Annotated in this window: 14 protein-coding genes; 8 read left to right on the forward strand and 6 right to left on the reverse strand. The window is 34.2% G+C overall.

Annotated features, from left to right (window positions below; all coding sequences use genetic code 11):
* Nucleotides 1-3: 3 nt before the first annotated feature.
* Nucleotides 4-543: a DUF4199 domain-containing protein gene (locus tag ACKOWY_RS05300; RefSeq protein WP_408940401.1), complete on the reverse strand. Its 540-nt coding sequence runs from the start codon at nucleotides 541-543 to the stop codon at nucleotides 4-6.
* 223 nt (nucleotides 544-766) lie between these two features.
* On the opposite strand from ACKOWY_RS05300, the gene ACKOWY_RS05305 reads away from it, so the two are divergent.
* The 3 genes from ACKOWY_RS05305 to mtaB all read left to right on the forward strand — a co-directional run bounded on the left by ACKOWY_RS05305 (nucleotide 767) and on the right by mtaB (nucleotide 3726).
* Nucleotides 767-1018 (forward strand): type B 50S ribosomal protein L31, encoded by a 252-nt coding sequence (locus ACKOWY_RS05305; protein WP_408940413.1) that lies wholly within the window; start codon nucleotides 767-769, stop codon nucleotides 1016-1018.
* Nucleotides 1019-1151: 133 nt separating this feature from the next.
* Entirely contained in the window at nucleotides 1152-2327 is a 1176-nt protein-coding gene (locus ACKOWY_RS05310; RefSeq protein ID WP_408940402.1) for a GlmU family protein, read from the forward strand.
* A gap of 76 nt (nucleotides 2328-2403) precedes the next feature.
* Nucleotides 2404-3726 (forward strand): tRNA (N(6)-L-threonylcarbamoyladenosine(37)-C(2))-methylthiotransferase MtaB, encoded by a 1323-nt coding sequence (gene mtaB, locus ACKOWY_RS05315; protein WP_408940403.1) that lies wholly within the window; start codon nucleotides 2404-2406, stop codon nucleotides 3724-3726.
* Nucleotides 3727-3775: 49 nt separating this feature from the next.
* Here the strand turns inward: mtaB and ACKOWY_RS05320 are convergent, their stop codons facing one another.
* Complete coding sequence (locus tag ACKOWY_RS05320; RefSeq protein WP_408940404.1) at nucleotides 3776-4726, reverse strand: T9SS type A sorting domain-containing protein; 951 nt, start codon at nucleotides 4724-4726, stop codon at nucleotides 3776-3778.
* Nucleotides 4727-5189: 463 nt separating this feature from the next.
* On the opposite strand from ACKOWY_RS05320, the gene ACKOWY_RS05325 reads away from it, so the two are divergent.
* Nucleotides 5190-5393: a GIY-YIG nuclease family protein gene (locus ACKOWY_RS05325; protein WP_408940405.1), complete on the forward strand. Its 204-nt coding sequence runs from the start codon at nucleotides 5190-5192 to the stop codon at nucleotides 5391-5393.
* A 280-nt stretch (nucleotides 5394-5673) separates the two neighbouring features.
* On the opposite strand, the gene ACKOWY_RS05330 is transcribed toward ACKOWY_RS05325, so the two are convergent.
* A complete protein-coding gene (locus tag ACKOWY_RS05330; RefSeq protein WP_408940406.1) occupies nucleotides 5674-6015 on the reverse strand; it encodes a hypothetical protein in 342 nt (113 codons plus the stop codon).
* An 11-nt stretch (nucleotides 6016-6026) separates the two neighbouring features.
* Nucleotides 6027-6311: a GNAT family N-acetyltransferase gene (locus tag ACKOWY_RS05335; protein WP_408940414.1), complete on the reverse strand. Its 285-nt coding sequence runs from the start codon at nucleotides 6309-6311 to the stop codon at nucleotides 6027-6029.
* A 108-nt stretch (nucleotides 6312-6419) separates the two neighbouring features.
* On the opposite strand from ACKOWY_RS05335, the gene ACKOWY_RS05340 reads away from it, so the two are divergent.
* Both ACKOWY_RS05340 and ACKOWY_RS05345 read left to right on the forward strand, forming a co-directional pair.
* Nucleotides 6420-7085: an alpha/beta hydrolase gene (locus ACKOWY_RS05340; protein WP_408940407.1), complete on the forward strand. Its 666-nt coding sequence runs from the start codon at nucleotides 6420-6422 to the stop codon at nucleotides 7083-7085.
* 48 nt (nucleotides 7086-7133) lie between these two features.
* Complete coding sequence (locus ACKOWY_RS05345) at nucleotides 7134-8027, forward strand: lytic transglycosylase domain-containing protein (protein WP_408940408.1); 894 nt, start codon at nucleotides 7134-7136, stop codon at nucleotides 8025-8027.
* 82 nt (nucleotides 8028-8109) lie between these two features.
* On the opposite strand, the gene ACKOWY_RS05350 is transcribed toward ACKOWY_RS05345, so the two are convergent.
* On the reverse strand, nucleotides 8110-8625 hold the full coding sequence (locus ACKOWY_RS05350) for a DUF2892 domain-containing protein (protein WP_408940409.1): 516 nt from the start codon (nucleotides 8623-8625) through the stop codon (nucleotides 8110-8112).
* Between the two features lie 151 nt (nucleotides 8626-8776).
* On the opposite strand from ACKOWY_RS05350, the gene rpmH reads away from it, so the two are divergent.
* Together rpmH and carB are read left to right on the forward strand one after the other, a co-directional pair.
* Entirely contained in the window at nucleotides 8777-8938 is a 162-nt protein-coding gene (gene rpmH, locus ACKOWY_RS05355; protein WP_008464848.1) for a 50S ribosomal protein L34, read from the forward strand.
* 247 nt (nucleotides 8939-9185) lie between these two features.
* On the forward strand, nucleotides 9186-12038 hold the full coding sequence (gene carB, locus ACKOWY_RS05360; protein ID WP_408940410.1) for a carbamoyl-phosphate synthase large subunit: 2853 nt from the start codon (nucleotides 9186-9188) through the stop codon (nucleotides 12036-12038).
* Nucleotides 12039-12136: 98 nt separating this feature from the next.
* On the opposite strand, the gene ACKOWY_RS05365 is transcribed toward carB, so the two are convergent.
* The coding region (locus ACKOWY_RS05365) for a DUF2075 domain-containing protein (RefSeq protein ID WP_408940411.1) at nucleotides 12137-13499 on the reverse strand (1363 nt) is incomplete at its 5' end.

Here is a 13499-nt window from a genome sequence, read left to right on the forward strand (position 1 = left end):
GTTTTAGAAGCTTTGATTAGGATCTTTTTTTACAATAGCACCAACAATCAGAGAATATATCAATCCGAAAAACGCATACATAACTATCGTTACCGGAAAGACAATATATTGACTCATGAATTTTTTTGTCATTGAAAGAGCCATTTCAATTTGTTCTGAAGTCATGTTAGGGTTTTTCTTTAAGATTTCAGATTTAGTAATAGCAAGAATTTGATCACCAAAATCAGGAAAAATTAAATTAAATATCAAATTAAATACTGCATAGATTATTGCAGCTATAATAGCAATTGAAACTCCAATTTTCAAACATTCTGAAAAAGTGACAAAACCATTATTTATTTTTTTATAATTAGTACATCCCAAATAGATAAAAACAATTGGGAGAATTAAATAGTTTAACAGGTTTATTATTATTCCAAAACTACTACCTGCCAATTTTTCAATACCTATTATGAAGGTAATTACAAATTGTAATACCATTATTAAACCGAATAATACTCCAAGAGTAATTCCGGATTTAGATGGAGTAACTTTATTTTCCATTTTGCACAAATTAAAATTAATCTACAAATATACTAATTCCATTATTATCGTTTATTATATATTTCAAATAAAAAAAGTGCGGCAATCGTTTGTTAATTAAAAAATAATTGTACTTTTGCACTCTTAAATATTAAAAACAGAATAATAAAAGTTGTAGCGCATTCATACCTTTTTAATTAAAGCTTCAGAATAAACTACTTCATAACCAATAAAGATTTACAAAATTAAAAAAGGAGTTCACCCAGAAAATTACAGATTAGTTGCTTTTAAAGACATGTCAAACGAAGATGTTTTTATCACTAAATCAACAGTTGAAACTAAAGAAACTATCACTCACGAAGGAGTTGAATATCCAGTTTATAAAATGGAGATATCTAGAACTTCGCACCCATTTTACACAGGTAAATCTAAACTTATCGATACTGCAGGACGTATTGATAAATTCAACAGCAAATACGCTAAGAAAGCTAAGTAGTTTTTTTAAGTGTTCAAATTTTATTAAGACCTTCCATTTTATGGGAGGTTTTTTTATTTATTAAAAGTTCGTACTTTTGAACTGAGTTAAACTCCATGTATGGTTTGTTACTCCTAAATTTTAAACTTCTACCATGAATTACATACTTTTTGACGGAACGGTTCGTGACGCATTGTTACCTTTTACTTTTACAAGGCCGGTTGCAGATATTCGAATAGGTATTTTGACTATTAGAGAAAAATGGGAAAAATATCTAGGGTATACGACTACCACAGTGACAGAAGAGTACCTTTCGGAAAAATATCCAATGGTGGAAATGGAAAGCAACGTAATGATTAATGCTTCATTTTTGCCGAATCCAATTTTGGTAGAAAAAATAAAAAATCTAAAATCCAATCAAGCGCTATTTGCTGGTGACACGGTTATAGCTTTTTTTACTTCCGAGTCGCAAGATGAAGTAGATTTTGACACCTATGAAATTATGGATCACCAAGACGAAGTGATGACTGTAGCACATACTTGGGATATTTTTTCTAAAAATGATGCTGCAATTCGTGCAGATTTTGAGTTGCTTACCGCAGATAGAAAGTCGCAAGCGATACCCAAATCGGTGAATGTTATTGCTCCTGAAAATATTTTTATTGAAGAAGGTGCCAAACTGGAATTTGTTACATTAAATGCATCCACAGGCCCAATTTATATCGGTGCCAATTCGGAGATTATGGAAGGTTCAGTAATTAGAGGTCCATTTGCTTTATGCGAATCGGGAAGAGTGAAATTGGCAACCAAAGTATATGGAGCAACAACTGTGGGACCGCATTCGGTAATTGGTGGAGAAGTAAATAATTCGGTACTTTTTGGTTATTCCAATAAAGGGCACGATGGATTTTTAGGAAATTCGGTTTTAGGAGAATGGTGTAATATTGGTGCCGATAGTAATAATTCTAACTTAAAAAACAATTACGAACCGGTAAAATTGTGGAGTTACGAAACGGAGAATTTTGCGCAAACCGGACTTCAATTTTGTGGATTGATGATGGGGGATCACAGTAAATGCGGAATCAATACCATGTTCAATACTGGAACCGTGGTTGGGGTAAGTGCCAATATTTTTGGTTCTGGGTTTCCCCGAAATTTTGTACCAAGTTTCTCTTGGGGCGGCGCTTCCGGATTTACAACGTATCAAACGAGTAAGGCTTTTCAAACGGCTAAAATTGTTATGGCGCGCCGAAATGTAGAATTTACCACCGAAGATGCTGCCATCTTAGAGCATGTTTTTGAAGAAACAAAGAAGTATAGAAAAGAATAGTTTTATTTGACTTTCAAAAATAACTATATTTGCTCTCTCAATTTTTTGACAACGATTTCATTGATTGAGTTTACCTATGGAAAACAAAAAGAAAGTAGCATTCTACACCCTTGGGTGTAAACTTAATTTCTCCGAAACTTCTACCATTGCGAGAAATTTTCAAAACGAAGGATTTGACCGAGTTGAATTTGAAGAAGTTGCCGATATTTATGTAATAAATACCTGCTCGGTAACTGAAAATGCTGATAAGCAATTCAAGCAAATAGTAAAAAAAGCTACAAAGCTCAATGACAAAGCATTCATTGCAGCGGTGGGTTGCTATGCGCAATTAAAGCCAGAAGAATTGGTTGCTGTAGATGGAGTAGACTTGGTTCTTGGAGCTACCGAAAAATTTAAAATCACCGATTATATTAATGATTTATCAAAAAACGATCGGGGAGAAGTGCATTCGTGTGAGATTGAAGAAGCCGATTTTTATGTTGGAAGTTATTCAATAGGCGATCGAACGCGTGCTTTCTTAAAAGTGCAAGACGGTTGTGATTATAAATGTACCTATTGCACCATTCCACTTGCAAGAGGAATTTCTAGAAGTGATGCTTTAGAAAATGTTTTGAAAAATGCCTTGGAGATTTCCCAGCAAGGAATAAAAGAAATTGTACTTACCGGAGTGAATATTGGTGATTATGGAAAAGGTGAATTCGGAAATAAAAAACACGAACATACCTTTCTAGATTTAGTAAAAGCATTGGATGAAGTAGAAGGAATTGAGCGCTTGCGAATTTCCTCTATCGAACCTAATTTGCTTAAAAATGAAACTATAGAATTTGTCTCTCAAAGTCGCACTTTTGTGCCGCACTTTCATATTCCATTACAATCGGGAAGCAATGAAATTCTTAAGAAAATGAAACGCCGTTATCAAAGAGAGGTATATTCGGAGCGTGTTTCAAAAATTAGAGAGGTAATGCCTCATGCTTGTATTGGTGTGGATGTTATTGTAGGTTTTCCAGGTGAAACCGATCAAGATTTTTTAGAAACGTATCATTTTTTAAATGATTTAGAGATTTCCTATTTGCATGTCTTTACTTATTCAGAAAGAGATAATACGGAAGCAGCTGCTATGGACGGAGTAGTTCCTATGAATGTGCGTTCCAAAAGAAGTAAAATGCTCCGAGGATTATCCGTAAAAAAACGCCGTGCTTTTTATGAAAGTCAAATTGGCACAAATAGAACGGTTTTATTTGAAGGAGAGAACAAAGAAGGGTACATTCATGGGTTTACCGAAAATTATGTAAAAGTAAAAACACCTTGGAATCCCGAATTGGTGAACACCTTGCATCAGGTAAGACTCACACACATTGATGAAGATGGTAGCGTGCGAATGGAGTTTAAAGAATTATAAAAAATAGTAGGTAAATTTATTTTGATTTGTGTGAAAATATCAGAATCGATTACAAAATTATTTTCTGAAAATATTTTTTATCACCCCAATTTAATTCTACTAAATAGATACCTTTTTCCAATCCACTTTCATTAATAGTAATTTGACTGTCACTAGAAATAGTAAAAACAGATTTTGAAATTAATGCTCCTGTTATTGAGAAAAGTGAAAATTGTAAATCATTAATTGGGAATATTTCATGGTTAATAATTTTTATTTGACCTCCTAATGATAAAATGGAAATAGAGGCGTTATTTGCATATTGATTACTGCTAAGTTCAGGAGTTTGTGGTCCTGGTTCATAGTTTTCAAATACAAGACAAGAAGGATCAAAATTGGCTGTTCCATTTACGGTAGGATTATAACCAGTGCCACCAATATTTAAAACACCTCCAAGAGTACCTGCTAGATAACCAAATGCTTGTATGTAACCATATAGGTAATTATTAGTTCCAGGCATTTTAACACGGCAGTAATAGTAGTCATAACACGAATGATCGGACATTGAAAAATTAACCAAATTTGCTGGATTATTATACAACATCAAACCTTGTTGATTAACAGAATCACTAGTACTCCAATATACAATTTGATTACAAATGGTTAAATATTCATTTACTAAAGCATCATTAACTTGAGTTAATGAAGGATGAGTTGGCATGAAAACTGTAAATGGGTTTGTGGTTAAGAGCACAGAGTTTACTGTAGGGTCAACTTGTTGAAAACCCGAATCACGAACTAAAATTTGATTTTCGTTTAATGTTTCTAAATAAACACGAGTTACTACTCCATCAGAGATATGATGAAATCTAAAATCGGGAGTTCCATCATTATTTAAATCTATAGATCTCACCGGATAATTAGGGCCAAATAATACATCTGGTGAGAAGTTATTAAATGTAGACTGTCCTTGCATTTCTATTGCAAGAAAACCAAGCAAAAAAAATAATGTGTTTTTCATATTAATTGATTTAAAGTTATATGTATTAAATTTACCTAATTATCAATTAATTATATTTTATTACTAAATTATTTTGCTAGTTAGTAAAGGCAGTAAAAAGTTAATATGTATGTTTTATGTGGCTTTGCCTAAATTAGACTTAGGTATTTTTTTTCTTTGAATTCAATTGTGATTTTTTTTTGTAGGAATTTTGTATGCATTTTGACGCATTGAAACTAAAATTATTTATCAATTGTGTAATCCTAGTAATCTTTTTCAATTCCAATAGAATTTTAGTAAATTTAGTATACGATCAACTCCCATGTTGTCATTCCGTAGGAATCTCAACCAACGACCCGTTTAACATTCCGTAGGAATCTCTTTTAATTCCAACATAATTTTAGTATATTTAGGTAAACAATCGCCTCGTTTGTCATTCCGTTTGTCATTCCGTAGGAATCTAAAAGTAATAAAGTGTGGAATTATGATTGAATATACTGAAGGCATATACACATTTTATGTTTACATACTAACCAACAAAAACAGAACTGTTTTATATACAGGTGTAACCAATAATTTAAAAAGAAGGCTCCATGAGCATGAAAACAAACTAAATCCAAAAAGTTTTTCTGCACGTTACAATGTGCATTATTTAATTTATTTTGAGAAGTTTACTTGGATTCAATAGGCAATTGAGCGGGAAAAGGAAATTAAAAATCTTTCTAGAGTAAAAAAGTTGAATTTAATAAAAGAGGGAAATCCTGAATTGGAATTTTGGAACCATTATTTTAAGTAGATTCCTACGGAATGACAAGTTTGTGTTTTTTTTGCCATTCAGTTTGCCATTCTTTTTGTCATTCCGTAGGAATCTCTACCAAAGCCCCGTTTGCCATTCCTTATGCCATTCCCTTTGTCATTCCGTAGGAATCTCAACACACTAAAAGCCTCTCATTCCGTAGGAATCTCCTTCAATACCTCGAATCAAACTTAATTTTCGTTATCCGAAAAACGGTTTCACTGTATTGTTCGATGAATTCATACTTGTGCCGCCCCGGTTGTTTAAAGGCAATAATTTTCTCACCCGAAATTTCATAATACATGCTCGAGCCTTCCAGCATAAATCGGTCGCCTTTTTTACGATAGGCGGAGCGAATCAAATCAAATTTAGATAAATTCCATGTGGTGAATTCGGGATCCAAATCTTGTTGATCATTAAATAATCCTTCTGTAATTTCGGTTTCACAACCATAGTATTTTTCGATCGTTTCGAAAAAAGAAAGTAGGTTCTGGTTGAGTTCTTCCAAATTCATTTTGGAATACGTTATATCTTAATACCTGGAGGTAATAAGTCTTTATAAGTAGGATTTTTTCTAAAGAATAGTGCAATTTTTGGCAAAATTGGAACTACTTTTAGTTTGCGTTCGTAAGCAATTTCCATGATGTTTTTCAAGAAATCATTTAGGAAATTTTCATCCGAAAACCCATCAGGTTGGTTAATTCGAGTCAGAAAAATTTTCTTTTCTTGAAAAGAATATTCAAGAGAAAGCAATTTTCCATCCACCATGATCTCAAATTGTCGAGCGAAGGTATTGTCTTTAATATCCATTTTTTCTAAAATTATTTCTTCGTTCAAATCCAAATCTGTTTTAATTGATTAATTTTAGGCAAATTTCGGAATAATTAATGGATAATCCCACTGAAATTAAGTTAAATTATGAATAGCATCCCAGTTTATTTCATGCCCGGAATGGCAGCAAGCTCCTCTATTTTTGAACGAATAGAATTGCCGAGTGCTACTTTTGAGGTATTTCTATTGGATTGGGTGCAACCCGAAAAGAAAGAAACATTGGCTTCCTATGCAAAACGAATGGCCGAAAAAGTGGTTCGTGAAAATGCGGTTTTAATTGGTGTTTCATTCGGTGGAATTTTAGTGCAAGAAATGGCAAGTTATTTGAATCTCAGAAAAATAATTATCATTTCAAGTGTAAAATCAAAGCAAGAACTTCCATTGCGAATGAAATGGGCTAAAGCTACCAAAGCATATAAGCTACTTCCTACTAGAATGTTCGAAAATTCAGAAAAGATATTGCAATATACTTTTGGTACCGTCTTAAAGCAGAAAGTAAAACTGTATGAAAAGTATTTGCATTTGCAGAATAAAGACTATTTGGATTGGGCGATTGAACAAGTAATTTGCTGGAATCGGCAAAATCCCGACCCCAATGTTGTGCACATTCATGGAGACTTAGATGAGGTTTTCCCTGCTAAAAATATCCACTCCTATATTCCAGTTAAAGGCGGAACTCATATAATGATATTAATGCGGTTCAGGTGGTTCAACCAACATTTACCTAATATTATTTTAAATTCGGGAAACTAAATCCGATTCGATTTTTTACTTTTACAAGCAATTCAATTTCTGTTTTCAATGAAAAAAACTTCTATTTTAGGTGCCTTATTACTACTAGCTGTTGTTAGTTTGTTATTTGTTTTTTCGATTTCAACCGAAGAAAAAAAGAAATTACTACACGAAGGTACGGCGCAGTATTTTCCAACCGCAATTGATTTTGCCGGAGAAAAAACGCCCCTTCAAATTGCCGATGTGCGCGAGCGATTGGATAGGGAATTATTGGTGAATGCCAACATGCATTCGTCAACCATATTAATTATGAAACGCGCCAATAGAGCTTTTCCGATCATTGAACCCATTTTAAAACAATATGGTGTGCCCGATGATTTTAAATATTTGGCCGTTATTGAAAGTGCGCTAACCAATGCCGTTTCTCCATCGGGAGCCAAAGGTGTTTGGCAATTCATGCCCGACACCGCAAAAGAAAAAGGAATGGAAGTAAATGAAGGCGTGGATGAGCGCTATCATTTGCAAAAAGCTACCGAAGCAGCTTGTAAATATTTGGTTGCCGCCAAACAAAAATTCGGAAACTGGACCTTAGCCGCGGCATCTTATAACGGAGGTATGAATGGTGTAAACACTAAAATAGTGGAACAGCAAGTAACCGATTACTATGATTTATTACTAACTGATGAAACTTCGCGCTATGTATTCCGAATTTTGGCTCTAAAAGAAATCATGAAACACCCAGAATTGTATGGTTTTGAAGTAGATAAAACCGAAATGTACGATAATATTCCAACCAAAACTATTGAAGTTGATAGTTCTATTTCCGACTTGGCGGTGTTTGCTAAGAAACAAGGAATCAATTATAAAATACTTAAAATCCACAATCCTTGGCTGCGCGATAAGAAATTAGTCAACCCAACCAAAAAGAAATATGTAATTGAAATCCCAACTTCGGGATACTAAAATAAAAAAAGGGCTTTAATAGTCCTTTTTTTATTTCTTCCATCTTCCGTCTTCCGTCTTCCGTCTCCCAACTTCCGTCTTCTTATATTTTCTTCATTTGATCTTTCATCAACTTGATTTGATCTTTCAGCATTCCTTGCTTGTCTAATTTTTTAACCTCGTTGATTAAGTTGGTTGCCTCTAGTTTTCTTCTTCTAGAAAGCGCCACACCCGCCAAGTTTAATTTGGCAACAGCCAAATCCAAATCCATGCTTAATCCCAATTCAATTGCTTTTTTAAAGTGTTTTTCTGCCTGAATTAAATTTGTTTGCGATAACATCAACCCTTGAAGGTAATTGTAATACCCTTGTTGTTTTCTAACTAAAGCCGTTTCTGGGTTCTTAATTTTCATCAACCATTTATTAGCTCCTTCAAAATTTTGCTTACGCAATTGTAAAAAAGCCATTAAAATGTATTCGTTTTTATAGTAAAGAAAAATAGGAACGATCGTTAATAAGATAAGAAAAATCCCATTTCCAATGTTGCTTTCTGTGAATTGCCATACCGAAGTAGCAATTAATAACACAGCAAGAATCAATTTGATATTTTTGTGAAACATAATTTATTTAATTTAGGCTACAAAGGTAATAAAAGGTTTTTAAAATATTTTTAAAAAACTACTTGCAGGAAATAAAAACCTTTGTATATTTGCACTCGGTTTTAAAAGAGCCTATTAAAATAGATTAATACACGATTAAAGATAAAAAGCAATGAGCAAAAGAACATTTCAACCATCGAAAAGAAAAAGAAGAAATAAACACGGATTTATGGACAGAATGGCTTCTGCTAATGGAAGAAAAGTCCTTGCGCGTCGTAGAGCTAAAGGAAGACATAAATTAACTGTTTCTAGCGAACCTAGACACAAAAAATAATGATTAGATCCTAATCAATATCAAGCCGTTACTTTTATTAGTAGCGGCTTTTTTTTAAACTTGTTTATAAAATTTAATAAGTTTTTGAAGCTATTTCCCGCTATCCGTTGCAATCTTTTTAATTTTAAGAAAAATTTAAAAAGTATTTTCACTGCTATCGGGGCTAAGAAAAAAAGAATACAAACAACATACAACTAAATAAAAGTCAAAGAAATCTAAATTTCTAAGAAGTCTAAAACAAACTACAATGCCAAAAGACAACACTATAAAATCCGTATTAATTATAGGTTCAGGTCCAATTGTTATTGGACAAGCATGTGAATTTGATTACGCTGGTTCTCAGTCAGCGCGTTCCATTCGTGAAGAAGGAATCGAAGTAATCTTAATCAACTCCAATCCAGCAACCATCATGACCGATCCATCCATGGCCGATCATGTGTATTTGTTGCCACTTACAACCAAATCGATAATCCAAATATTAAAAGAGCATCCACAAATTGATGCCGTTCTTCCAACTATGGGAGGGCAAACCGCATTAAATCTATGCTTGGAAGCCGATGAAAAAGGAATTTGGAAAGACTTTGGTGTAAAATTAATCGGAGTAGATGTAAATGCCATCAACATTACCGAAGACCGCGAGCAATTCAAACAATTGTTAGAGCGCATTGGAGTTCCGGCAGCACCAGCAAAAACAGCCACTTCCTTCTTGCAAGGAAAAGAAATAGCACAAGAATTTGGTTTCCCTTTAGTAATTCGTCCCTCGTTTACGCTTGGAGGAACGGGTGCCGCTTTCGTGCACTCTAAAGAAGAATTTGACGAAAAACTAACTTACGGATTAGAAATGTCGCCAATTCACGAAGTGTTAATTGACAAGGCATTACTAGGTTGGAAAGAATATGAATTGGAACTTTTGCGTGATAAAAACGATAATGTTGTTATCATTTGTTCTATCGAAAATATGGATCCAATGGGAATCCACACCGGAGATTCTATTACCGTAGCGCAAGCAATGACCTTATCGGATACGACTTTCCAAAAAATGCGTGATTACGCGATTTTGATGATGCGTTCCATCGGAAATTTTGCTGGAGGTTGTAACGTGCAATTCGCCGTTTCACCAGATGAAAAAGAAGATATTGTTGCTATCGAAATCAACCCTCGTGTGTCGCGTTCTTCTGCTTTAGCATCCAAAGCAACGGGGTATCCAATTGCAAAAATTGCATCCAAATTGGCTTTGGGGTATCATTTAGATGAACTGCAAAACCAAATTACCAAATCGACTTCGGCTTTATTTGAGCCAACTTTGGATTATGTGATCGTAAAAATTCCGCGTTGGAACTTTGATAAATTTGAAGGAGCCGACCGAACATTGGGACTTCAAATGAAATCGGTAGGTGAGGTAATGGGAATCGGTCGTTCGTTTCAAGAAGCGTTACACAAAGCAACCCAATCGCTAGAAATTAAACGCAACGGACTGGGAGCAGACGGAAAAGGATACAAAAACTACGAGCAAATTATAGAGAAACTAACCTACGCAAGTTGGGATCGTGTATTTGTGATTTATGATGCCATTCAAATGGGAATTCCGTTGAGTAGAATTCATGAAATCACCAAAATCGACATGTGGTTCTTGAAACAATACGAAGAATTGTATTTGCTAGAAAGAGAAATTTCTACCTACAAACTCGATTCATTACCAAAAGAATTATTATTAGAAGCCAAACAAAAAGGCTATGGCGATCGCCAAATAGCGCACATGTTGGGTTGTTTAGAAAGCCAGGTTTATAAACTGCGCCAAGATCATAACATTAACCGTGTTTATAAATTGGTAGATACCTGTGCGGCCGAGTTTAAAGCGCAAACGCCCTATTATTACTCTACTTTTGAAGCCGATATTCAAACTCCAAATGGAGTGCGCTATGTGCACAATGAAAGTGTCGTAACCGATAAAAAGAAAGTCGTTGTTTTAGGTTCGGGACCAAACCGAATTGGGCAAGGAATTGAGTTTGATTATTCGTGTGTACACGGAGTTTTGGCTGCCAAAGAGTGTGGTTATGAAACCATCATGATCAACTGTAACCCAGAAACGGTTTCAACCGATTTTGATACAGCCGATAAATTGTATTTCGAGCCGGTATTTTGGGAGCACATCTACGACATCATCCAACATGAAAAACCAGAAGGAGTAATCGTGCAATTAGGAGGTCAAACCGCATTAAAATTAGCTGAAAAATTATCAAAATACGGAATCAAAATTCTAGGAACTTCATTCGATGCCCTAGATTTAGCCGAAGACAGAGGTCGATTCTCCGAATTGTTAACCGAATTGGAAATTCCGTTTCCTAAATTCGGAATTGCAGAAAGCGCGGACGAAGCTTCCAAATTGGCTGATAGTTTAGACTTTCCATTGTTAGTGCGTCCTTCGTATGTGTTGGGTGGACAAGGAATGAAAATTGTAATCAACAAGCAAGAATTAGAAGAGCATGTAATTGATTTATTAAAGAACATTCCTGGAAATAAATTATTGTTAGATCACTATCTTGATGGTGCCATTGAGGCGGAAGCCGATGCCATTTGCGATGGTGAAAATGTGTACATCATCGGAATTATGGAGCACATTGAACCGTGCGGAATCCACTCGGGTGATTCCAATGCGACTTTGCCTCCGTTTAACTTGGGTGAATTTGTAATGCAACAAATTAAAGACCACACCAAGAAAATTGCTTTGGCACTTAGAACGGTTGGGTTAATAAACATTCAGTTTGCAATAAAAAACGATACCGTTTATATTATTGAAGCCAATCCAAGAGCGTCAAGAACGGTTCCTTTTATTGCAAAAGCGTATGGTGAGCCGTATGTGAATTATGCAACCAAAGTAATGCTGGGTGAAAAGAAAGTAACCGATTTTGATTTCAACCCTAAACTAAATGGTTACGCCATTAAGCAACCGGTATTCTCGTTTAGCAAATTCCAAAATGTAAACAAAGCCTTAGGTCCCGAAATGAAATCCACCGGAGAAAGCATCTTGTTTATAGACGATTTAAAAGACGACCAATTCTATGAATTGTACTCCCGACGCAAAATGTATTTGAGTAAATAACAACAAAATCCCAAGTGTGAGCTTGGGATTTTTTTTATTTTAATTGTTATTGTTTATTGGATTCAATTACTAATAACGAGTGTTGAGTTTAACATTTATCAGATTATTGTAAGTCCACAATGTTTAAAATATTCAAATGTCTTGTCGTAAAACTCTTTTGGCCTAGTAGTATCAATATCGTCAATTTCGGGGATAAAAATAATCATACCTTGTCTAGCTCTAGTCAATAATACTCGATATGAATTTAAAAGATATTTTTTTGCAGAGTCTTGATTAATATTTTGCCATTTTGAACCCTTGAAATTCTGGTAATTCCATTTAGTGTTGTCGTGATATAAATTTATGTCCCATGCAACGCAAGTATAGTCAATTTCTAAACCTTGTATATCAAACTCAGTGGCAATTTCTTCTAGATAATAAGATGAACGGATATCGTCTTTACAATTTAAGAACCAATTTGCTGGTTCAATTTCATTTTTAACATCAATTCCGTTAGCACGTAATCTGCGTCCGCCCGAACTTGCAACAATTCCAATTCTTTCAGTTCCTTTTGCTTTTTGTTTTAACCAATTTTTAGCTGTTTTCAAGTTTCTTGTTAGAAAAATTGGGTAGTTGTTTTTGAATGTATCAAATATATATTTTGCTTGTTCACTTTTATTTTCTAGTACAAATTGAACGAACAAAGCAATTTTTTCACTTCTAAAAGAACGCACTGATACAGCTAAATGTAATTCTGTTTCTTTGTTTCCATTTTTTTGAAGCCACCTCAAAAGTTCTTCGTCATTTAAATACGTAGTCTTTTCGCTTAGAATTTTGTCTGAATAATAAATGTTCCAATCAGAATATTTATGTTTTAAAGATTCAATCCATTCTGAAACTCCGGCTTCACCAGTGTTGATTTCTTGTCCACCACCAATTAAACAAACAATAGTACACCAATCTTCGTGGCGATTCATGACACTAATTAGGTAATCTGGTTCAGACATTTTAAAATCTTCAATTCCTTTTTTAGTTTTCATAAACTTTGAAACTTGTTCTTTTTGCCAAGCCCTTTGGGCTTCGTCAAAAACTACAACTTTTTCTATTGGTGCTTTTTCTGTTTTTAAGTTATCATCCCTGAAATGATGAATATTTTGAATAAATGCTTTTACTGCTTTTAAAGCAATTTCTTTATTGATTCTACCATTGTTTATTTTTTCAACTAATTTTAGTTTCTGCTCGTCATTGATTTCCTTATCATTTTTAATTGAACTGATAATTGATTTTCTGGCATTTATTATTTCTTTAAAATTAGTAAATAAGTCTCTGGCTAATGCTTCTCTTAATACGTCAACTAAAGGTCCGTTTCCCGAAAGAAAAACAGAATGCTCCGATTTATCTGCTTTAAGGCGTTCATTTGCAATGTTTAAACCTGCTAAAGTTTTTCCAGCACCCGGAACGCCTGTAAGAAAACAAATTGAT

Source organism: Flavobacterium sp. (genome assembly GCF_046073885.1).
Lineage (GTDB): Bacteria > Bacteroidota > Bacteroidia > Flavobacteriales > Flavobacteriaceae > Flavobacterium.